The organism is Halosimplex amylolyticum (assembly GCF_051414035.1).
Taxonomy (GTDB): domain Archaea; phylum Halobacteriota; class Halobacteria; order Halobacteriales; family Haloarculaceae; genus Halosimplex; species Halosimplex amylolyticum.
The window spans coordinates 30826-50806 of sequence record NZ_JBLKNW010000013.1; the positions used below are offsets into that span (position 1 = coordinate 30826).

Consider the following 19981-nt stretch of genomic DNA (forward strand, 5'->3'; position numbering starts at 1 on the left):
CCGTCGACCGGGAAGTGACCCGAGCGGTATTTTTCGCAGTTCAGCGGTTAGAGGGGTACTCGACGTCGACAGCGTCGAGGTCGTCGACCGCCGGCGTGTCGAGGACGGTCCCGTCGACGTCGAACCGCGAGCCGTGACAGGGGCAGTCCCACGACTCCTCGCCGTCGTTCCAGGAGACGAGACAGCCCATGTGCGGGCAGACGGCGGAGACGGCGTGGACCTCCCCGTCCTCGTCGCGATAGGCCGCGACGGGGTCGTCGCGGTCGTCGGCGACGGTCGCCTCGCCGGGGGCAAGTCCCGACAGGTCGAGGTCGGGACGGGACTCGACGTATCCCCCGAACAGGTGGCTCATCGCGTGTTTGTTGTGCGAGACGAGGTCGGACTTCGAGGCGCCGAACTCGAAGCGCGTCGGGTCGTAGACGTCCGTCCACGGGTTGTCGCGGTCGCGGATCAGGTCCGCGAGGAGGAGGCCCGCGGCGACGCCGTTGGTCATCCCCCAGCCGCCGAAGCCAGTCGCCACGTAGACGTCGCGGGTCTGTGGCGCCGCCCGCCCCACGAAGGGGACACGGTCGATCGACTTGTAGTCCTGTGTGGCCCAGCGGTACTCGATTGAGTCGACGTCGAACCGCTCGCGGGCCTGCCGTTCGAGTTTCCGGTAGCGGTCCGTGGTGCTGTCGGCGTGGCCGGTCCGGTGGTTCTGGCCGCCGATCAGCACGAGCGAGTCCGCGCCGGCGTGCGGTCGCACGGAGAAGTACGGCTCCTCGGGGTCGTAGTACAGCCCCTCCGGGACCTCGCCCGCGAGCCGGGCGGCGACGACGTACGACCGCTTCGGGGAGAGCCGCGAGAAGTACAGCGCGTCGTCGGCGATCGGGAAGTGCGACGCGACGACGACGGCGTCGGCGACGACCTCGCCGCGGTCGGTGCCGACGCGGCAGGGGTCGCCGTCGTCGATCTCGCGGACGGTCGTCTGTTCGAAGACGCCGCCGGTCGCACCGCCGTCAGCGCTCCCGGTCCCCTCGCCCTGGGCGGCCACCGCCTCGGCGAGCGCGAGCAGGTACTTGCGGGGGTGGAAGTACGCCTGGTCGTCGAAGCGGACGGCGCCGCCGACGTCGTAGGGGAGGTCGGTCTCCTCGACGAAGGAGACGGGGAGGCCGAGCCGGCGGGCGGCGTCGACTTCCGCGCGCACGTCTCGGCGCTTCCCGCCGGGTTCGACGTAGGTGTACGCCGGCGCGCGGCCGAACTCGCAGTCGACGCCGAGGGCGTCGACGGTGTCGGCGACGTGTTCGATGGCGGCCTGGTTGGCGTCGGCGTACTGCTGGGCGCGCTCCTCGCCGAAGTGGTCGATCAGGTGGTCGTAGACGAGCCCGTGGAGGGAGGTCACCTTGGCGGTGGTGCGCCCGGTCGTCCCGTCGAGGATCCGGTCGCGTTCGAGGACGGCGACCGACTGGCCGGCCTCCACGAGTTCGTAGGCGGTCGTGACGCCGGCGATGCCGCCGCCGACGACGGCGGTATCGACGCGCAGGTCGCCGTCGAGGGCGTCGTAGTCCGTCCGCTCGGACGTGTCCATCCAGATCGAGCCGTGGCGGCCGGCGAGGTCATCGCTCCCGGTCGCGCGAGCCGCGTCGTCTGAGGGTGTCATGTGCTCGGGCCTCCGAAGGGGTGAGACAGTCGCCCGGAGGGCGGTTGAAAGTTCGCCCGGAACGTGCGTGGGTGGGCGCTGCGCGTTTCCCCGCGAGGCGGCGACGCGCCCTTCCTTTGCCGGCCGAACGCTTACCGATCGATCGGCCGTACCCGACCAGGTATGAGCCAGCACGGCAAGACGACGAGCGAGGAGTTCGACGAGCGCCAGCAGGAACTCGCCCGCGCCGAGGGTGAGGCCTACCAACGGTCGCTGCGCTACATGATCGAGGAGGTCGCCCACACCGGCGACATGACCGAGGCGGACGACTACGTCGTCGGGTTCGCCCAGGAAGAGGCGGAGGGACTCTACGAGCTCACCGGCGAGGGGGAGTTCGCGTGGCGCGAGCCCGGCGACGAGAACTGCCACATCGAGGTCGCCGTCGCGGACGTCGACGACGGGCGGTTCGTCCCCGGCGCGGACGTGAGCGTCCGGATCGCCGACCGCGACGGCGAGGAGGTCGAGGCCGCGACGCTGCCGCTGCTGTGGCACCCCGGGCTGTACCACTACGGGGCGAACCTGCGACTGCCCGACGACGGCACGTATACGCTGGAGGTCCGCGTCGAACCGCCGACGTTCCACCGCCACGACGAGGAGAACGGCGACCGGTACGGCGAGCCCGTGACCGTCACCTTCGAGGACGTGGACCTGGAGACCGGCAAGTCCTGAGCGACCGGGGCGTGCCGGCCCGAATAGGACGACGAGTCGGTCGCGACAGGATGGCGGGCCTCCCCCGGATCGCCACGGTGACCGGGCAACGCGCCGCGAATCACCCACGAGAATATATGTCTCGCGGTCGTTGCATCGACATGATCCAGTCTGGGGCTGGTCCGGCCGGGAGGGGTGAGTCTCGGCGATGAGCCTCGCGATTCGCCGGCCGGTCAGTCGCGCCGCGTCGTTCGCGCGCGGCCTCGTCTCGGTGTACCGGAAGCGGGCGGTCCAGTTCGCGGCCGGGAGCGGCGCGTCATCGGTGCTCGCGTCGCTCGCCCCGGCGGTCGTGCTCCCGGCCGCGCGCTCGGTCGCCGCGCCGCCGGGAACCGGCGGCGCGGCGACGAACTTCGTCCGCTCCGGCCGCCGGCGCCGGCGGCCGAGGCACGCGCTCACCTGGTGAGCGATGGCACAGCCAGACCGATTCGAGTCCGTCCGACGGTACGTGTCCGTCGTCGTCGGCCCGTTCAAGACCGTGTACCGCCGGGTCGGGAACAGCCGTCTCGCCTCGTGGCTGCTGTACACCGGGGAGCGGCCGCTGGTGACGTTCGCACTCCTGTGCGGGGTGTTCGTCACCTTCCTCGGGCTCGCCCTGCTGCGCCCGGTCGACATGCAGCAGTTGCTCTCGGACACGAACACGCTCCAGACGCTGTTCTCGGCGCTGCTGAGCGGCGCGATCCTCATCGTCTCGGTCGTCTCCTCGATCAGTTCGATCGTCCTCTCGCAGGAGATCACGGACATCGAGACGGAGCAGTCGCGGATCGACGCCTCGATCGAGTTCCGCAAGCGCGCCGAGAGCCTGGCGGAAGTCGAGGGGAGCCCGGGCCAGCCGGCGGCGTTCCTGGAGGTCATCCTCTACTCCATCTACCGGGAGACGCGAGCGCTGCAGCGGGCGACCGAGGCGTGCGACGACGAACAGTTCCGCGAGCAGGTCGACGCGCTGGGCGAGGAGATCGTCGACGAGGCGAGGGCGGCGGCGGAGACGCTCGACGGCGCCCGCTTCGGGACGTTCAACGTCCTGTCGGCGGGGCTGCACTACGACTACTCCTGGCAGCTCAACACCGCCCGGCGGTTCCGCAACCGCTACGAGGACGAGATCAGCGAGGAGACGGCCGACGCCCTGCAGGCGCTCATCGACACGCTGAAATTCTTCGCCACCGGCCGGGAGTACTTCCAGTCGCTGTACTACAAGCGGGAGGTCGCCCGGCTGTCGAGCAACCTGCTGGTCGTCTCGCTCCCGGTGATCGTCTTCATCTCGTACCTGCTGCTCGCGCTCGACGCCAACATCATCCCGATCTTCCCGATCGGCCCGCTCAGCTCGCTCCCGGTGTTCATCATGCTGGCCTACACGGTCTCGCTCGCGCCGTACGTGGTCCTGACGGCGTACGTCATCAGGGTCGCCGCGATCACGCTGCGGACGCTCGCCGCGGGGCCGTTCCTGGTGCGCCAGCCCGAGCACGACGACATCGTCGAGCTCGAAGTCGACATCGACCCCGACTCGTGGGAGGAGCAGGCCGAAGCTGACGTCGACGGACGGGACGACGGGAGCGGCGAGCACGAAGGGGAGAGAGACCGGGACGCGGCCGGTGACCCGGGCGACGCGGAGGGTGACCGGCCGGCGGCCGAGGACTGAGCGGCGGGGCGGGGTCGCTGGAGGGCGCAGTGCGTCACCAGAGGGCGGGGTGAGGCCGCTGACGGGCGCGGTGGGGTCGACGGACGATCCGCGCTCGGACGGTCGCGCTCGACCGTCCAAATTCTGCCGCTGGCGCGGGCTGACACGCGGTCACGCGGCAAAAGTTCCTTTCGTGGTCGGCCCCAACACGTGCCATGGCAGTGTACGACATCGCCCTGCTGGTGGTGAGCCTCGCCATCCTCGGCGCCGTGGTGTTGCCGCGAGTTTTCGCGGACAAGCCGATGTCGTTCCCCCTCATCTACGTCATCGGGGGGATGGCGCTGTTCTCACTGCCGCTGGGCGTGCCGGCGCCGGACCCGGTGGAATCCCCGCTGATCGCCGAACACCTGACGGAACTGGTGGTGATCATCGCGCTGATGGGTGCGGGGCTGAAACTCGACAGGCCGTTCGACTGGCGGGCCTGGGCGCCCGCCTGGCGCCTGCTCGGGGTGACGATGCCGCTGACGATCATGGCCGTCGCGGGGCTCGGCTGGTTCCTGCTCGACCTACACCCGGCGACGGCGGTGTTGCTGGGCGCGGTCGTCGCCCCGACCGACCCGGTGCTGGCCTCGACCGTCGAGGCGACGCCGCCGACGGCCGAGACCGACGCCGAGGTCGACCCGGACAACCAGGAGGGCGCGATCCGGTTCGCGCTCACGGCCGAGGCGGGCCTCAACGACGGGCTGGCCTTTCCGTTCACCTACCTCGCGATCGTGATGGCCGGGGTGAGCCTCCAGGCGACCGAGTCGGCGGGGTCGGCCGAGGCCGCACTCGGGTCGCTGATGCCCTGGATCGCCGAGTGGTTCGGTTTCTACGTCGTCTACAAGATCGCCGTGGGGATCGTCGGCGGCGTCGTCGTCGGCTACCTCATCGCGCGGTTCATCTTCGGCCGTCCCTCCAGCACCGACCTCGCGCGGGTGATGGAGGGCGCCGAGGCGCTGGCGGCGACGCTGCTGGCCTACGGGGCGACGGAGCTCGTCTCCGGCTACGGCTTCATCGCGGTCTTCGTGGCGGCGCTCGTCCTCAGACACTACGAGTGGGAACACGAGTACTACCAGAAGCTCCACGACTTCGCCGTGCTGGTCGAGCGCCTCCTGATGGCGGCCGTGCTCGTCCTGTTCGGCGGCACCATCGTCGGCGGCATCCTCGACCCGCTGACGGTGACGCACGTCGTCGTCGGCCTCGCGACCATCCTGCTCATCAGGCCGCTCGCGGGCCTGATCGGCCAGATCGGGTCCGGATCGCTCTGGCAGGAGCAACTCATCATCGCCAGCTACGGCGTCCGCGGTATCGGTTCGTTCTACTACCTCGCCTACGCCCTGAACACGGCTTCGTTCCAGGAGATCGAGCTCGTGATCGCCGCCGACGAGCTGTGGGCGTTCCTCGGGTTCGTCGTCGTCGCCTCGCTCACGCTCCACGGCATCTCGGCGGCGCCGGTGATGAACTCCATCGACAAGTGGCGCACCGAACACAAGGACGACTTCACCGCGCCGACGGAGGACTGACGCGACGGCCGAGCGCCGTCCGCGGTCGCTTGCGAGGGCTTGCCGTGGTATCACCCGCGACGCCTCCGAATGTGTGCTACCGATGACTGCAGTCAAGATCGTCAAAGTGCTGGGTACGTCCGAGGAGTCGTGGAACGACGCGGCCGACGAGGCCGTCGCGCAGGCGAGTCGGACGATCGACGACATCCGCGGCGTCGAGGTCGAGGACTGGACCGCGGACGTCGAGAACGGCCAGGTGACCGAGTACCGCGCGACGGTCGAAGTGGCGTTCCCGGTCCACGCGGACCAGCGCGGCTCGGAGTGAACGCGCGAGCCGGCGAGCACCACCCGTCCCGACGAGACAGATGAACCTGACAGCAACCACCGACGGAGCGAGTCCGCCATGAGCACAGACACGGAACTGAGCGACGCCGAGGCGACCGAGGCGACGGCGGAACCGAGCGAGGTCGAGGCGATCATCGGCGACCGCCTCATCGGACGGGACGACCACGTCAACGCCCCGGGGTTCGTCGTCTCGCCGGGGGACGTCCAGTCGGTGCTGTTCGACCTGCGCGACGAGGCCGGGTTCGACCACCTCAGTTGCCTCACCGCCCAGGAGTACCACGACCGCTACGAGTCGATCTACCACCTCACGAGCTACGACGAGCGGACGCGGGAGGTCGACGTCGTCGTCCCGATGCCGAAGGACGACCCAGCCAACGAGTCGGCGGCGCCCGTCTACAGCACCGCCGGCTGGCACGAGCGGGAGGCCTACGACCTGGTGGGCATCGAGTACGAGGGCCACCCCGACCTCCGGCGGATCCTCCTCCCCGAGACCTGGCAGGGTCACCCGCTCTCGCTGGACTACGACCAGACGGAGTCGCAGATCGTCCCGTTCAAGGCGAACCAGCCGCTGCAGTCGGCGACGAGTTCGCCCGAGTCGACCGACGGCGAGGGGGAGACCGACCCGGGGACGATGTTCATCAACATCGGCCCGCACCACCCGGCGACCCACGGCGTGCTCCACCTCAAGACGGTGCTCGACGGCGAGCAGGTCGACGAGGTCGACCCGGACATCGGCTACCTGCACCGCTGCGAGGAGCAGATGTGCCAGCAGGGCACCTACCGCCACAAGATCATCCCCTACTCCGACCGGTGGGACTACACGGCGAACATGCCCAACGAGTGGGCCGTCGCCCGCGCCATCGAGGGGCTGGCGGACATCGAGGTGCCCGACTACGCGCAGGTCCTGCGGACGATGGCGACGGAACTGGGCCGGATGTACGGCCACTTCCTCGCCGTCGCGACGTTCTCGCTGGACATCAACGGCGACTTCACCGCCGCCTTCCAGTACGGGTTCCGCGACCGCGAGTACGTCCAGAACATCCTCGAGGACCTGACCGGCCAGCGGATGATGTTCTACTACTTCCGCGTCGGCGGCGTGGCGTGGGACGTCCCCACGCCGCGCGAGGAGTGGTTCGACAAGGTCCGCGGGTTCCTCGACGAGCTGCCCGGACGGGTCGCCGAGTACCACGACCTCCTCTCGAACAACGAACTGTTCCAGATGCGCTGCGTCGACACCGGCGTCCTCCTCCCGGAGGTCGCCAAGTCCTACGGTGCGACCGGCCCGGTCGCGCGCGGCTCCGGCATCGACTACGACCTGCGCCGGGACGACCCCTACGGCTACTACCCCGAACTCGACTGGGACGTGGCCGTCCAGGACGGCTGTGACAACTACGCGCGGGTGCTCGTCCGCCTCCGGGAAGTCGAGGAGTCGGCCCGCATCGTCTCCCAGTGCATCGACCTGCTCGAAGACTGGCCGGAAGACGAGCGCGACATCCAGGCCAACGTGCCCCGCACGCTCCGCCCGGATCCCGACACCGAGATCTACCGCGCCGTCGAGTCGGCGAAAGGCGAGATGGGCGTCTACCTCCGCAGCGACGGCACCGATTCGCCCGCCCGGTTCAAGATCCGCAGCCCCTGCTTCCACAACCTCTCGACGCTGCCGGAGATGGCCGAGGGCGAACTCGTGCCAGACCTGGTCGCAGCGGTCGGGAGCCTGGACATCGTCCTCGGCAGCGTCGACCGCTGACCTAGTCACCCGATACCCCAGACAGGCCGAGCTTAACAACGGCATCATTGTTAGGCAAACGCGGTCCCGTCCCCCAAATGCGGCGATCCGCCTCGGCGAGTCGGTGATAACCGATGGACGCTCACGACTGCTCGTCGGCGTTGTAAAAGAACGCAACTACCGGGCGTGGGAGAAACGGGAACGTCGAAACAGTGGCGCTGAACGGCTCTCGACGGGCGGAGCGGCTCTCCCGTCAGGAGAGCCGGATCTCGTCGTCGGTGACGACGGCGATCTCGCTGGTCGGGAGCGGGTAGTCGTCCTCGTCGGCGCTACTCCAGCCCATCTTCGAGGACACCTTGTCGGTGATGCCGGGGTCGGGGTCGACGTAGGCGGTCCCGCCGCGCACCTCCGAGACGACGCCGATCTTCTCGCCGTGCTCGTCGACGATGGGTTTACCCTGGTCGTCGTCGGAGACGGTGGTTCGATCGGCCATCGTTACCGCCCCCCGGAGCTGTAGTGGTCGCTCTCCTGCTCGTGCTCGCCGGTGCGGCGGCCCTGGTAGAGGCTCTGCTGGTGCTGTTGGCCCGCCTGCTGCCCTCCGTGCTGCTGATCCTGTTGGCGGCCCTGCTGTTGCTGGCTTCCGTGCTGGCGGCCCTGCTGTTGCTGTCCGCCGTGCTGGCCGCCCTGCCGGCCGTGACCGAACTGTCCCTGCTGGTTCTGGCCGCGCTGGTACAGTTGCCCTTCCTGCTGGCCTCGTTGCTGGCGCTGGTGCTGTTGCTGACCGTGCTGCATACCCTGCTGCTGGTGGCCTTGGTGCTGCTGAGCCTGCTGTTGGTGACCCTGCTGCTGTCGCTGTCCGCTGTGTTGCCGGCCCTGATGCTGTTGACCCGGCTGTTGGTGGCTCTGCTGCTGGTGGCCCTGCTGCTGGTGGCCCTGTTGCTGGTGACCCTGCTGCTGACCGTGTTGTCCGACCTGATGCTGGCGGCTCCGCTCACCGAACTCGCCCGGGCCGCGTTCCCGCTGGTCGCCGTAGTCCTGCTGGGGGCCGTACGGTCCCTGATCGTAGGACTGCTGCCCGTACTGGCGGCCCTGCTGCTGGCGGCCCTGCTGCTGGCGGCCCTGCTCACCAGACCGGTGCTGCCCGAACTGGTTCTGCTGGCCCTGGCGCTGTTGGCCGTGCTGCATGCCCTGCTGATGGCGACCCTGCTGGCCGCCGAACTGATGCTGCTGTCCCTGCTGGTGGCCCTGTTGCTGGTGACCGTGTTGCTGCCCCTGCTGGTGCTGCCCCTGCTGGTGCTGCCCCTGCTGCTGGTGGCCTTGCTGGGTGTGCTGTCCCTGCTGCCCCTGCTGCTGGTGGCCTTGCTGGGAGTGCTGTCCCCGCTCGCGGTTCGACTGTCGGTGCTGGTCGCTCTGGTTCGAACTGTGTCGGTCCATAGTAGTACTCGGTGGGTGATCGCGCCGCCCGTCGCTCGGCGGCGGTCGGTCTGCCCGAGTGCAACCAGACGCTATCGAGGCATAGTTACACGTCGCTTAGCCGGATCCGGGGACGGCGCCGGATCGGGAGAACTGGCTAGCCCGAGAATACCAGATTTCTCGTCGTTTCTCCGGCCGGGGCGGGCGGACGGGCCGCTCAGGCGGGGGCGTCCTCGGCGAGGCGGACGGTCCCGGTGTCGGGGTCGAAGTCGATCACCCCGTAGTCGTCGAGCATGGGGAGCTGTCCGTGGTAGAACCAGGTCTGGACGCGCCGTTCGACGTCGGTCGATACCTCGTCGGGCGGGCTGTCGGTGAGCTGGGAGACGACGTAGGTCGCTACCTCCGAGACGGAGGCCGGCTCGCCGGTGTCCCGGAGGTACTTCAGCAGGTATCGGCAGTGCGGGTCGTCGAGCACGTCTGCGAGCCGTTCGCCGTGGTCACTCGAGTCCGCTGCACGCTCCTCTCTGATCGCCGGATTGTCAACCCCGTGAGTCATGATTGGCACGTTTCGGCGCTACCCACATCAGGACGGTGCCTAAAGGAATAGACTGGGGCGGTGAGCTACCCGATCTCTACTCGGCGGATACGGGCGCTCTCGACGCTATAATCGCCGGTCCTGACTTCTTTCACGCTGGGGCCCGTACGTCGGGGTATGGATCGGAGACTAGCCGCGGCGAGAGACGCGATCGATTCTGCCCGGGAGATCACCGACGACGCGACCGCGGAGGAACAGCTCGCCTCGATCCGCGAGGCGCTGGAGACGCTCGACGAGGACCCGGTCGACGAGGCCGCGATGGGCGACCGACTCGAGGAGATGGAACGACAGTTCACGACGCTGGGGGAGGACCTCGCGGAGCTGCCGACGTCGCACCTGGAGACCGCCCGCGACCACCTCGACGCCTACCGCCGGGAGCGCGCACCGGAGTGGGAGGCCGACCGCGACTGAGGCCCCGGAGCGGACGGCGCGCCACGAACACGGCTCCGCGCGACGTCGGACCCACGAACACGGCTCCGCGCGACGTCGGACGGTGGTGTCACGCGGGACGGCGCCGCGACGCCGCGCGGCGGTCACGCGACGAGGAGCACCGCGGTGTAGACGGTGACGCCGGCGGTGAACGACCAGAACTTGCCCTCTCGATCGGCGGGCACCTCCTCGCGGACGACGCTCAGCATGATCCCGCCGGCGAGGAAGGCGAAGAGGAGGCCGAGCGTCGCCCGGTCGAGTTCGGTGACCGAGCCCACGCCGGCACCGACGAGGACGGCCACCGCGAGCGCCCAGCGGCCGGTCCGGTGGTAGGCCTCCTCGTGTCGGTCTTCCAGCGACACGTCGTTCAACAGGAAGTGCAGTCCGAGCGCGAGCGCGAACAGCAGCAGGTTACTGACGCCGGGCGCCTCCTGGTGGAAGAGCAGGTAGCCGACGATCGCGTTGTAGGCCGCGTAGGACGCGACGTGAACGCGGAAGATCCCGGGGCTCGGCTTGTCGTCGATCGATTGCTCGGCGGACTGGTGGGCCAGCTGTTCGAGCCCGTAGTAGGTGATGAAGCCGAGCATCGTCACGAGATACACCTCCTTCTCGGTCGGGAGGGCGATCAGCGCCTGTTCGTTCATCGGCTTCCGGAAGTCGTCGATCTCCGGGAGCACGTGGACGAACACGTACGCGACCGAGACGCCGCCCGCGAACGAGAGGAACCGGCCCCGCGAGAGCCGGGCCAGGAACAGTTCGCTGCGGGCGAGGAGGTGGGTCGACGCGAGCGCGACTGCGAGGACCGCCGGGAGGACGCGCTCCGCGAGGGCTGTCGAAGAGGGATCCATCGGGTGGGGATCACCCGCCGACCGCCGCGCGTCTGCTGGCGAACGGGGTCACGCCGACCCCTCGCCTCGTGGAGGTCGGGCCACGGTCGCGGGTCAGTCGTCGTCCGCGTCGTCAATCGAGCGGTCGGACCCGCCGTCGGTGACGTGGTCGGAGCCACCGTCGGTCGCGGTCGCGCCGCTGGGCTCGGGCGTCGCCGACCTGGCCGATCCCATCCAGCGTTCGATGTTCTCGGCGACGTAGGAGTGACCGCCCCAGCCGAGCGCGATGCCGGCGCCGATGGCGACGGCGGCCGCGAGCCCCCACGCGAAGGCCTCGGCGAACGTGTAGAGGATGCTGACGTCGATCCCCATCGTGTCGAGGCCGATGACGATGGCGGTGAAGTACAGGAACATGCGGGTCCCCGTCGCGAACCACGACGTGTAGGCCGTCTCGGTGGCCGCGCGCGTCTTCATGATCGCGTCGCCGATGAAGTCGGCGACGACGAAGCCGATGACGATCACCAGCAGGCCCGCGATGAACGCCGGCAGGTACGAGACGGCCGTCCCGACCCACTCCGAGAGCAGGTCGATCGCGAGGACGTTCGCGGCCGCCAGGACCGCCAGGGCGATGACGAACCACTTGGCCAGCTTGCCGAACGTGGCCGAGACGGCGCTCTCGGACCCGCCCATGACACGCCCGAGTGGCGTGTCCATCGTCATCCGGTCGAGTTCGATCGCGTCAGTCAGCCGCTGGACGGCCTTCCCGAGCGCGATGCCGACCAGCCAGCCGACGAGCAGGATGACGATCGCGCCGACCAGCCGTGGCAGGAACGCGACGATGTCGCCGATCGTCTCTTCGATGGTGTTCGTTACGTCTATCTGCATGACCGTCGATGTGTACGGTGTCTTCATAGGTGACAGCAGTTCACGTACGTACTCTCACGCGGAAAGCCGAGAGGTTGCGTACGCAACCCTTGCGGATAAAACGGGGACAAACTCCGGTATGCCGACGATACCGGAGCGTTCGCGGCTGAACTGACTGTGTTCTTTTGAGTCGTCCGCCCGAACGTCCGCGTGATGTCGGGAGAACGAAACACACGCGGGGAGAGTCAGATCACGACAGACACGGATACGATCAGAAACTGGGGAGAGACACACGAGGTCGTCCCCGTCCGATACGAGGAGGGAGGTGAGACGCGGATGGCGTTCGTCCGCGAGTCGGACGTCGAAACCCACCACGACCGCCTCGACTGGACCGAGTTCGAGACCGGCATGGACGAACACGACATGGTCGCCGTCCGTCACGACGACACGGACGAAATGGAGATCGTCGACCGGAACGAGGTGGTCGGGCACGCGGCGATCACGGACGAGGACGTCGAGGAACGCCTGCTCGAGGGGGAGACGGTCAGGTCGGAGTTCACCGAGCGCTCGGTCGTCGAGCGCACCATCGTCGAGGAAGTGACCGTCGAGAGCGAGGTCACCGATCGCGAGATGATCGAGTCCGACACCGTCGACGCCGAGTTGATCTCCCGGGAGGTCGAGGACTGCGAGGTCACGAACGTAGACATGACCGACACCGGCATCGAGGCGCTGAACACCTTCGGCACCGGGACCCGGTCGGAAGTCGCGTGCGACGTGGAGGTCACGGTCGACGAGGCCTGGACGGTCACGAAGGAGAACGTCGAGCGAGTCACGATAGATAGCCGGATCGTGGAGACGGACGTCGAAGAGACCGACACGCTGGAATCGGACACCATCCGGGAGACAGTCGATCTGGAGGGCGTCGAGCGGACGGTACTCCAGGGCGAACTCGTCGACTCGAAGCACGCGGCCGACCGGGCGATCGAACACGGACACGTCGAGAGCCGGTTCCGCGACGACGACACCATCGAGACGCACCTGATCCGCAGTCAGGTGATCGAGGAGGACGTGTCCATCCGCCGGATGGTCTCCGGTGAGGTGCGCGACGCCGAGACCCTCTCCTCGGAGACCATCTCGCACATGGCCGTCGAGAGCGACATCGTCGAACCCGCGGAGTACGACAGGGACCTCGCCATCGAGCGCGAGGCGGCGGGGATGGACGAACGGGCCACGACGGCCGAGACGGTCGAGGCGGACGAGACGATGACGGCCGGCGAGGCGTCGATCCCGTCCGAGGACGACGAGGGGAAGACGGTCGTCAACGCCAGCGGCGACGAGATCGGGATGGTCGCGGCCGTCGACGACGGCCGGATGTACGTCGACCCCCACCCCTCGATCACCGACCGGATCCGGACCGCGCTCGGCTGGACCGACCACGACGACGAGGACACCTATCCCGTCGAAAACGACCACATCGCCCGAATCGAGGAGGACGAGGTCGTCCTCGGCGTCGACCGGCAGGGATAGACGGTCCCGATCAGCAGCAGCGATCCAGACCGGCAGCGGGGGTTCCGACCGGACCGCGGGTGACGGTCCGGCGGGCCCGGACTCAGGCGGGGATCCAGGAGACGACGTCGGCAGTCGGCGTCGTCCCGTTCGGACAGCGCACGGTCGCGTTCCGGTGGGCGTTCGCGGGGACGTTCTCGAAGGTGATCTGTCGGGAGGGGCGCGGACAGTCGACGCCGACGGTCGCCGAGACGAGGCCCGCGTCGCCCGCGTTCCGGAGCGTGACGCCGTAGTACGTGACGTTCTCGCCGCCCCCCTGGACGCTCGTGACGTTCGCGCTCGGGTCGACCGCCGCGGGGGCGGCCAGCGCCTGCCAGACCGCGAACGCGAAGAGCCCGACGGTGACGGCCAGCGCGACGCCCATCACCGCCTGTTCGGCCGTCGAGACCGCGGCCTCCTCCGGCGGCTCCCCGCTCGTCCCGTCGACGTCGTCCTCGTCGGCGGCGTCCGAATACCCGCCGCCGGAGCGACCGTCACCCTCCTCGTCGCGCTCGTCGGACTCGTCCACGACGTCAGGGTGTCCGGCGCTCTCGGTCGTCCCGTCGCTCACGTCTCGGGAGCGATCGCCGTCGGCGTCGCTCGTCCGGTCGGTCATCAGAGGACCACCTCGCCGGCGCTGGCCCCGGCGGCGGCGGGGAACCCGAGGACGATCGTGAGCTGGACCCACTCGGTGAGGGAGCGGCCGTCGAACTGGCCGAACCCGAGAAGCAACACGACGGCGACGGCGAGGCCGACGACGTAGGCCGTCGCGGCGGTCCCGAGCTGGAGGACGTGCGTGCGGCCCTCGATGCGGTCGCGGTGGCCGCGGAACTCCAGTTCGTGCAGGACGAGGTGGACGACGCCGACCGAGAGGACCACGAGGACCGCCAGGCGCGGCCAGCCGGCGTTGCGCGCGATGACGACGACCTCCTCGGTCGCCGCGATCGGGAAGGCGAAGAAGACCGCGCCGAGCGTGAACACGGCGAGGTTGTGCGGGAACGCCTCCTCCTCGATGGGCGCGTCGGTCTCGCCGAGCAACCGGTTGGCCAGCGCGGCGCCGAAGCCGAAGGGGACGACGAGGACGAGACCCAGCCGGACGACAGACGAGACGGGGTCGCCGAGGGTCACGACGCCGAAGACCAGCAGGACGACGAGCGCGGCGACGAAGCTCTGCGCGACGAGTTCGGCGAAGTCCGCGAGGATCCGGTGGAGGGGCTCGTCGCCGCCGTTCCCGTCTCTGAACCCGACCTTTCGGGTGAGGACGAAGACCGTCCCGAGCCCGACGGTCGCGAAGCCGACGAGGTGGAGGATGGGGAGTCGCCAGCTGAGCCACCAGATCTCCATGGTCAGCACCATCGCCACGCCGACGACGAGGAGCGCGCCGGTGACGCCGCGCCCCTGGGTCCGGAGCGCGTCCAGGACTGCGTTCGACATGTCCCCGATCCTACGGGTTCCCGGGGTATATCTCGCCCGCCCGCCGATCGCTCGCCGACGCGACGTCGACCGTGGTTCGACGGCGCATCGGTCAGCTCTCCCAGACGAGTTCGAGCGACAGCTTCGCACCGCAGCCGCCCTCTCGCGGGGTCTCGTCGCTCTCGGCGTTCATCTCGTCGTCGTCGACGTAGCCGGGGCAGTACCCCTCCTCGATGATGTGCTGGATTCCGACGGTCGCGCCGCACTGCGGGCAGTCGACGGCGAGCCCCTCCTCCTGTTCGTGGACTGCGTCCGGTTCGAGCATCATCCGCGCGCCTGCCGGGGCGTCGTCGCTGTCGGCACTGGTGTCTGGGTCGGTCATGCGTCCGTGTTTCGGGCCCTCGCCGGAAAAAAGAACGGTGCCAGGACTTTACAGGGGGGGCGGTCGAAAGGCGGGTATGGAAGTCAGGGACGCCCGGACCAGCGACGCCGACGGTATCGCAACGGCCGCCCGCGAGTCGCTCCGCGCCTCGTACGGTCACGTGCTCGACGACGAGACGGTCGACGAGGTCGTCGGGGAGTGGTACGACGAGGAGCGCGTCGCCGAGTTGCTCGACGAGGAGACGACGTTCTGGCAGGTCGCGGAGGACGACGACGAGGTGGTCGGGTTCGTCCAGGGCGCGCTGCTGGACGCCGATCCGCCGGTCGGCGAGATCCACTGGCTCCACGTCGCGCCCGACGCGCGCGAGCAGGGGCTCGCGCGGCAACTGCTCGGCGCGGCCCAGGAGACCTTCGAGAAGCGCGGCGCGGGCGTCCTCCAGGGGGACGTGCTCTCGGCGAACGAGGAGGGGTGGTCGTTCTACGAGGCCGACGGGTTCGAGCGCATCGACGAGCGCGAGGTGACCATCGCCGAGGAGACGTACGAGGAGTACGTCTACCAGCGAGCGATCGGCGACGTGGCCGACGAGACGGTCGTCGAGGCCATCGAGAGTTCGGAAGGGGAGCTATTTGTAAACTTCAGCGAGGGCGAGCGCGGGTCGAAGGCGCCGTTCTACGCCGCCTACCGGACCGAGAACCTGGAGGAGAAGTACGGCTGGTACTGCAGCAACTGCGAGTCGGTCGCCACGGCGATGGACTCGATGGGCCACATCGAGTGCAACGACTGCGGCAACCGGCGCAAGGCGACCCGCTGGGACGCCTCGTACCTGTAGGTCGGGCGACCGATCCGCTGGCCGGCCGCGCCCGAATCCGGCTGGTCGAGCCCGATTCCCGGCGGTACGGTCGACGTACCCGCGAAGGGTTTAGGGAGGTGGATAGCATACCCCCTCGCCACGGAATTGCCCGACGCGGGCCGTCTCCCTCCCGCCGACTGTGCGTGGACTGGCGCGATCGCTGTACGGGAGGCCGATCGACGTCGGGCGCCCCAAACTATGACGCGAACGAGAAACACACAAGCGTCACTCTCGGACCAGCCGCTGGTGCCGGCGGAGCGAGTCGACGGCGGGGCCCTCGACGAGGCGTCCCGCCGGGCCTGGACGGAGGCGATGACGGTCCGTCCGTTCGGCGACGGGTACCTCGTCGACTGCGAGGGCGGAACCCACTACGTCTCGCTGGCGCCGAGCGACTGCTCTTGCCCCGGGTCGGCCGACGACGCGCGCTGTGAACACGTCAGGCGAGTCGCCATCGAGATCAACCTCGGCCGGGTGCCGCCGCCGGCGGAGCGGACGATCCCCTGCCGGGGATGCGACCGTCGAGTGGCCGTCTCCGCCGCGGATTCGCCGCCGGCGCTGTGCGCGGAGTGCCACCTGGAGCCGGGCGACGTGGTCGTCGACGCGGAGGCCGACGAGGAGACGCCGCTGCTGGTCGTCTCCGAACCCGGGCGGCCCGCCGACGTGGTTGCGCTCCCCGACGACGACCGCACGGTCGCGAGCTACCCCGGCAACGACGGCTATCCGGCCGACGAGCCGGTCGTCGAGGCGGTGTACCCGCAGGCGGTCTCGACCCGGCGCGACCCCCAGCGCTACCTGTTCCCGCTCGCGCGGCTCCGGCGGCCCGAGCGCGACCGCGGGACGCCGCCCGAGCGCGGCGACGAGTCCGGCGACGGCGAGTCGGGCCGCGACGACGGGTGAATCGGACGAATCGCGGCACTGCGGCCGGTCCGCTGCCGGCCCGGATCCCGGTGGGAGTGACGGGAGAGACGGAAACGTCTCCTTGCGACGGCAAGGGAAGGCGTTACGCGTCGGACTCCGTCGAGTAATCCCGGCCTTTTCGAACGCTAACCCGGCACTTGCAACGGTGGGGTCCGTATACTATTGGCCGGCGAACGCGAAACGCCGGTACGCAGATGAGTACCATCGTCAAAGCCGGGCTGCCGGCCGAGCAGTTCGCACTCGCCGAGACGTTCGAGGCGCTCCCGGAGGCGGAGTTCGACGCCGTCAGGCTCGTCACGCACGGGACCGACCGGGTCGTGCCGCTGCTGTGGGTCACCGACGCGGACTCGCCGGAGGTCGCGGAGGCCCTGGAGGCCGACGACACCACCGACGACGTCTCGCTCGTCTCGCGGCGCAACCACGACTCGCTGTTCCGGATGCGCTGGACGGCCCGGGTCAGGTTCATCACGCACGTGCTCGTCGAGGAGGAGGGCGCGGTCGTCAGCGCCCGCGGGACGAACGACGGCTGGACGTTCAGAGTGTTCTTCCCCGAACACGACGCCGTCTCGCGCACCTACGACGCCTGCGCGGAACACGACATCGACCTCGACGTGACGCGGATCTACAACCTCGACGACGCCCCCTCGCTGGGCGGGTTCCACCTCACCGACGAGCAGTTCACGACGGTGAAGGCGGCGCTCGACCGCGGCTACTACAAGGTCCCGCGGGAGGCGACGCTCGAGGAACTGGCCGACGAGCTCGACGTGTCACACCAGGCCCTCTCGGAGCGACTGCGCCGCGGTCACCGCACCCTCATCGAGAACGTCATCGGCCCCTGACGAGTCGGTCGCCGACGCCCGAGCGGGTTCTCACTCCATCGACGTGGACGCGCTCGACTCGCCGGCCGCCGTGCCCGTCGACTCCGACGCGTCGGACTCCCGGCCGTACTCGGAGGACTCGGTCCCGGACGTGTGCTGGTCGTCGAACTCCGACCAGGTGGACTGCTCGGTCTCGCCGCCGCGCTTGCGCATCAGGTAGACGGCACCGGCCACCGCGGCGAGGCCCAGTAGCGTGATCCCCAGCGAGGAACCACCGGACCCACCGTCGTCGTCCGTCCGATCTTCGACGCGGGCCACCGTCGGACTGCCCTGGTCTTCCTGGGCCGCCCTGACGTCGGCCTCCTCCCGGAGCGCCTCTTTGACGGCCTCCTTGACCGGCTCGCGGATCAACTCGCGAGCGAGCATGCGGGCGCCGCCGGTTATCGCGTCGCGCTTCGTGCCGGAGTCTGTCTGCTGCAGTTGCATACGTCTTCTCTCCGACTCGCTGGCCCGATACGATTCGGCTTGCGAATACAGGGAGCCGCCGGTCCGGACGCCCACCGCTCGCGGTCCCGCCGGTGCACGAGACGCCCTGTGCGAGGGGGCTGATCCGCGTCGGCGGCGTGGATCGGCCCCGGCGGTCCGCCGTCCCAGATCGGACGGCGTCGGCGGGACGCGAAATCGCCGCGTTCGCGGAGAACGTGACTGAACGATCGATTTTCTCCGGCGAGAAGCGGTGCTCGGCCCGGGCGGGCCGCGGGGGGTAAGCCGAGATTACCGGGCGTCTCGCGGGGAAATCGGGGCATCCCTGGGCGGTACGATCCCGCTCCCGTCACCGAGTTGGATCCGTATACTAACAGTTGACCGAGCAGAAAGGCTTTTAGTAATCGATGGATAATGAGAGGTTGTCACAAACAATGTATCGCAACCAAACGTACGTCAAACCGGCCGCCCAGGAGCACCAACAGGCCGGGGATGCGCAGACGTACTACGTCAAACACGACTTCGAGGGGTCGGCGGAGCTGACGACGACGCTTGCACACGCAATCTCTGACGTGACCGGTGTCGACGTGACTGACACGGGCTTCACCCTCAACGACCACGTCGACCCGGAAGCGATGGACCGCCTGTTCAAGCCGAAAGACGACGGGAGCCCGCGGATCAACGGCCACCTGTCGTTCACCATCTGGGGCCACCAGGTGACGGTGTACAGCGACGGACAGATCGCCATCGTGCCGCCGCGCCAGCCCGCCCAGCCCCGGCAGGGCCCCCAGCAGCCCCAGCGGTAACGAACTTCCCCCCCTCTTCTCGACGACTCGATACCCGGGAGTGCGCGACGTCTCCGTCGGTATCTCGACGCCTGGACGTATCTCGACGCCTGGACGACGCTATCCCGGCCGGTGAGGCGCCGAACCGGTCGTCAGGGTCCCTCGAACGCCGGACCGACTGCTGGGCCTGGAGCGCCGCACAAGAATTCCTTACCGGCGGCGCGGTGGCGTCTGTTGTAACTGTCCCGAAACGGTGGCCGATTACTCGACGAGCGCGAAATCGAAAACGCGCGCTTCTGGCGGTAAGAGCCGTCGAATTGCCGGTTCCCGGCTGAACAGTGTGGCCGATTTATGGGAGGCCCGCGGTTCGGTTCCGTTGCAGCCGACGGGGTCCCGGGGACCGGCCGGACCGGTCGCCGCCGGCGACTGAACAGTGGACAACGGGACGCCGTCAGCGAAACGCACAGTCCGCTCACTGCCGCCGTTTCACAACACGACCAATGAGTCAGACAAACCAACTCGTCAGTAAAGCGATCGAACTCCAGCAGAACACACTCGAGAACAGCCAGCGCGCGATGGAACGGGCGATGGAACTCCCGATCAAGGGGACCGTCGACTTCCAGCGCAACGCCGCCCAGCTCATGCTCGACGGGCTGGAGATGGGCAACAGAGTGAGCAACCAGGGCGTCGAACTCACCCGCAACGCGCTCGACACGTATCTCGCGACGGTCGAGGACACCGCACGCGAGACCACGCAGATGGCCGAGCGGGGGATGGAACAGGCGGGCGAGATCGGGCAGCGGAGCCTCGATTCGACGCGGCAGTTCGCGACGAGCGCGACCGGGAACGGAAGCCAGGCGGACAGGACCGGGGACTACCTGCCCGGGACGCCACAGCAGCCCCGACAGCCCCAGACCGGCGGCCAGCCCCAGACCGGCGGCCAGCCCCAGACCGGCGGCCAGCCCCAGACCGGCGGCCAGCCCCAGACCGGCGGCCAGCCCCAGACCGGCGGCCAGCCCCAGACCGGCGGCCAGCCCCAGACCGGC

At 69.0% G+C, this 19981-nt stretch carries 22 protein-coding genes; 13 read left to right on the top strand and 9 right to left on the bottom strand.

Annotated elements, in window-relative coordinates; genetic code table 11:
- Positions 1-40 precede the first annotated feature (40 nt).
- Entirely contained in the window at positions 41-1639 is a 1599-nt protein-coding gene (locus tag ACMGFE_RS25035) for an FAD-dependent oxidoreductase (protein WP_436927994.1), read from the bottom strand.
- A 162-nt stretch (positions 1640-1801) separates the two neighbouring features.
- On the opposite strand from ACMGFE_RS25035, the gene ACMGFE_RS25040 reads away from it, so the two are divergent.
- The 6 genes from ACMGFE_RS25040 to ACMGFE_RS25065 all read left to right on the top strand — a co-directional run bounded on the left by ACMGFE_RS25040 (position 1802) and on the right by ACMGFE_RS25065 (position 7634).
- Positions 1802-2347 (top strand): iron transporter, encoded by a 546-nt coding sequence (locus ACMGFE_RS25040; protein WP_436927995.1) that lies wholly within the window; start codon positions 1802-1804, stop codon positions 2345-2347.
- Between the two features lie 187 nt (positions 2348-2534).
- Positions 2535-2789, top strand: a complete 255-nt coding sequence (locus ACMGFE_RS25045) for a hypothetical protein (RefSeq protein WP_436927996.1) — start codon at positions 2535-2537, stop codon at positions 2787-2789.
- 3 nt (positions 2790-2792) lie between these two features.
- Positions 2793-4019: a DUF7972 family membrane protein gene (locus tag ACMGFE_RS25050; protein WP_436927997.1), complete on the top strand. Its 1227-nt coding sequence runs from the start codon at positions 2793-2795 to the stop codon at positions 4017-4019.
- Positions 4020-4213: 194 nt separating this feature from the next.
- Positions 4214-5563: a cation:proton antiporter gene (locus ACMGFE_RS25055; protein WP_436927998.1), complete on the top strand. Its 1350-nt coding sequence runs from the start codon at positions 4214-4216 to the stop codon at positions 5561-5563.
- 82 nt (positions 5564-5645) lie between these two features.
- Positions 5646-5867 carry a dodecin family protein gene (locus tag ACMGFE_RS25060; protein ID WP_436927999.1) on the top strand — a complete coding sequence of 74 codons (222 nt, stop codon included), beginning with the start codon at positions 5646-5648 and terminating at the stop codon, positions 5865-5867.
- A gap of 78 nt (positions 5868-5945) precedes the next feature.
- The gene (locus ACMGFE_RS25065) at positions 5946-7634 is read left to right on the top strand and encodes an NADH-quinone oxidoreductase subunit D (RefSeq protein WP_436928000.1); all 1689 of its coding nucleotides are present in this window, start codon (positions 5946-5948) and stop codon (positions 7632-7634) included.
- Positions 7635-7866: 232 nt separating this feature from the next.
- On the opposite strand, the gene ACMGFE_RS25070 is transcribed toward ACMGFE_RS25065, so the two are convergent.
- A complete protein-coding gene (locus ACMGFE_RS25070) occupies positions 7867-8106 on the bottom strand; it encodes a DUF8593 domain-containing protein (RefSeq protein WP_436928001.1) in 240 nt (79 codons plus the stop codon).
- A gap of 1137 nt (positions 8107-9243) precedes the next feature.
- Positions 9244-9582: a DUF7344 domain-containing protein gene (locus ACMGFE_RS25075; protein WP_436928002.1), complete on the bottom strand. Its 339-nt coding sequence runs from the start codon at positions 9580-9582 to the stop codon at positions 9244-9246.
- 156 nt (positions 9583-9738) lie between these two features.
- Between ACMGFE_RS25075 and ACMGFE_RS25080 the strand changes: the two genes are divergently transcribed.
- Positions 9739-10032: a DUF7553 family protein gene (locus tag ACMGFE_RS25080; protein WP_436928003.1), complete on the top strand. Its 294-nt coding sequence runs from the start codon at positions 9739-9741 to the stop codon at positions 10030-10032.
- A gap of 122 nt (positions 10033-10154) precedes the next feature.
- On the opposite strand, the gene ACMGFE_RS25085 is transcribed toward ACMGFE_RS25080, so the two are convergent.
- Both ACMGFE_RS25085 and ACMGFE_RS25090 read right to left on the bottom strand, forming a co-directional pair.
- Entirely contained in the window at positions 10155-10898 is a 744-nt protein-coding gene (locus tag ACMGFE_RS25085) for a ZIP family transporter (protein ID WP_436928004.1), read from the bottom strand.
- Positions 10899-10991: 93 nt separating this feature from the next.
- Complete coding sequence (locus tag ACMGFE_RS25090) at positions 10992-11762, bottom strand: mechanosensitive ion channel family protein (RefSeq protein ID WP_436928005.1); 771 nt, start codon at positions 11760-11762, stop codon at positions 10992-10994.
- A 192-nt stretch (positions 11763-11954) separates the two neighbouring features.
- On the opposite strand from ACMGFE_RS25090, the gene ACMGFE_RS25095 reads away from it, so the two are divergent.
- Positions 11955-13268: a DUF8593 domain-containing protein gene (locus ACMGFE_RS25095; RefSeq protein WP_436928006.1), complete on the top strand. Its 1314-nt coding sequence runs from the start codon at positions 11955-11957 to the stop codon at positions 13266-13268.
- Between the two features lie 82 nt (positions 13269-13350).
- On the opposite strand, the gene ACMGFE_RS25100 is transcribed toward ACMGFE_RS25095, so the two are convergent.
- The 3 genes from ACMGFE_RS25100 to ACMGFE_RS25110 form a co-directional block, all read right to left on the bottom strand.
- Entirely contained in the window at positions 13351-13902 is a 552-nt protein-coding gene (locus ACMGFE_RS25100) for a hypothetical protein (protein WP_436928007.1), read from the bottom strand.
- On the bottom strand, positions 13902-14720 hold the full coding sequence (locus ACMGFE_RS25105; protein ID WP_436928008.1) for a DUF2391 family protein: 819 nt from the start codon (positions 14718-14720) through the stop codon (positions 13902-13904). Before ACMGFE_RS25105 ends, ACMGFE_RS25100 begins: the two co-directional genes overlap by 1 nt.
- A 91-nt stretch (positions 14721-14811) precedes the next feature.
- Positions 14812-15081, bottom strand: coding sequence for a hypothetical protein (locus ACMGFE_RS25110; RefSeq protein ID WP_436928009.1), 270 nt, complete (start codon positions 15079-15081; stop codon positions 14812-14814).
- A 76-nt stretch (positions 15082-15157) separates the two neighbouring features.
- Between ACMGFE_RS25110 and ACMGFE_RS25115 the strand changes: the two genes are divergently transcribed.
- From ACMGFE_RS25115 to ACMGFE_RS25125, 3 genes are all read left to right on the top strand, one after another.
- Positions 15158-15910 carry a GNAT family N-acetyltransferase gene (locus ACMGFE_RS25115; protein WP_436928010.1) on the top strand — a complete coding sequence of 251 codons (753 nt, stop codon included), beginning with the start codon at positions 15158-15160 and terminating at the stop codon, positions 15908-15910.
- Positions 15911-16177: 267 nt separating this feature from the next.
- Positions 16178-16828 (top strand): SWIM zinc finger family protein, encoded by a 651-nt coding sequence (locus ACMGFE_RS25120; protein WP_436928011.1) that lies wholly within the window; start codon positions 16178-16180, stop codon positions 16826-16828.
- Between the two features lie 215 nt (positions 16829-17043).
- Positions 17044-17688, top strand: coding sequence for a helix-turn-helix domain-containing protein (locus tag ACMGFE_RS25125; protein WP_436928012.1), 645 nt, complete (start codon positions 17044-17046; stop codon positions 17686-17688).
- A 30-nt stretch (positions 17689-17718) separates the two neighbouring features.
- Here ACMGFE_RS25125 and ACMGFE_RS25130 read toward each other — a convergent pair whose 3' ends face one another.
- Positions 17719-18153, bottom strand: a complete 435-nt coding sequence (locus ACMGFE_RS25130; protein WP_436928013.1) for a hypothetical protein — start codon at positions 18151-18153, stop codon at positions 17719-17721.
- A gap of 431 nt (positions 18154-18584) precedes the next feature.
- On the opposite strand from ACMGFE_RS25130, the gene ACMGFE_RS25135 reads away from it, so the two are divergent.
- Entirely contained in the window at positions 18585-18956 is a 372-nt protein-coding gene (locus ACMGFE_RS25135; RefSeq protein WP_436928014.1) for a HalOD1 output domain-containing protein, read from the top strand.
- A gap of 479 nt (positions 18957-19435) precedes the next feature.
- On the top strand, positions 19436-19981 hold a 546-nt coding region (locus ACMGFE_RS25140; protein WP_436928015.1), incomplete at its 3' end, for a hypothetical protein.